The 1,078-nt window shown below is 52.8% G+C and carries 1 protein-coding gene; it reads right to left on the reverse strand.

Annotated features, from left to right (window positions below):
* Positions 1 to 58: 58 nt before the first annotated feature.
* Positions 59 to 1,078, reverse strand: a 1,020-nt coding sequence (locus tag J1784_RS00330; protein ID WP_217147586.1) for a sulfatase-like hydrolase/transferase, incomplete at its 5' end; no start/stop codon positions are given.

Genomic DNA, 1,078 nt, shown 5'->3' on the forward strand with positions numbered 1-1,078 from the left:
TTCATCGCGCCTCCTGAATGGAATGCCGGGCAGTTTCCCGCCCGGCTTATGCCATGTATTAGTTATTCGCGTTGGCGCCCTGTTCGATCATCGCTGCCGCATCGGAAATCGTGAATGAGCCTGGTTTCTGACGTGGAGGGAATTCTTTAAAGGTATCCAGCATTTCTTTAACGTATTTCTGCGCGCCGCCCATCAGGAACATACGGTCGTAGAACCAGGTTTGATAACCCATACCGTCGGAGCCTTTTTCCAGCGGATCTACTGCCAGATCGAAGATCATCGGTGCACGCAGTTTGGTGAACGGATAACGCCACAGATCCAGACCCGTGTGTTCCTGGATCATGAAGTGTGCTTTCCAGCGGCCATAACGGATAGCCAGCAGATCGCCGTCATCGCTCCAGTAGAAGAACTCCTTACGCGGATCTTCGCCTTTACCCTGGATGAAATCGAGCTGGTTATAGCCGTCAAGATGCACCTTGTAGGTGATGGACGGCGTTTTGTAGCCTTTCAGCAACTGTTGTTTGATATCTGGTGTACCGGCCGCAGCAATCAGCGTCGGGAACCAGTCATTACTGCCGAAGATATCGTTAATTATCGTGCCCGGTTTGATATGTCCCGGCCAGCGGATCATCGCAGGAACGCGGAAGCCGCCTTCCCAGCCGGTATTTTTCTCGCCCCGGAATGGCGTGATACCGCCATCCGGCCAGGTCGCGGTCATCGGGCCGTTATCCGTGGTGTAAAGGACGATGGTGTTGTCTTCGATACCCAGATCTTTAATCTTCTTCAGCACTTCCCCGATCATCTTGTCATGCTCAACCATGCCATCGGCATAGGTGCCCAGCCCGGTGACACCAATGCTGGCGTCTTTCAGGTGAGTTTTATTGTGCATGCGGGTGGTGTTAAACCAGGTGAAGAATGGCTTACCGGCTTTGGTCTGGCGTTCCATAAAGTCGTTATTTGCTGCCAGAGTTTCTTCATCCACTGTGCCCATACGTTTGATGGTCAGCGGGCCGGTATCCTCAATTTTGCCATCAGCAGAACTTTTGATGACGCCGCGCGGGCCGAATTCTTTACGGAA

The sequence above is a fragment of the Rahnella ecdela genome, assembly GCF_019049625.1.
GTDB lineage: Bacteria > Pseudomonadota > Gammaproteobacteria > Enterobacterales > Enterobacteriaceae > Rahnella > Rahnella ecdela.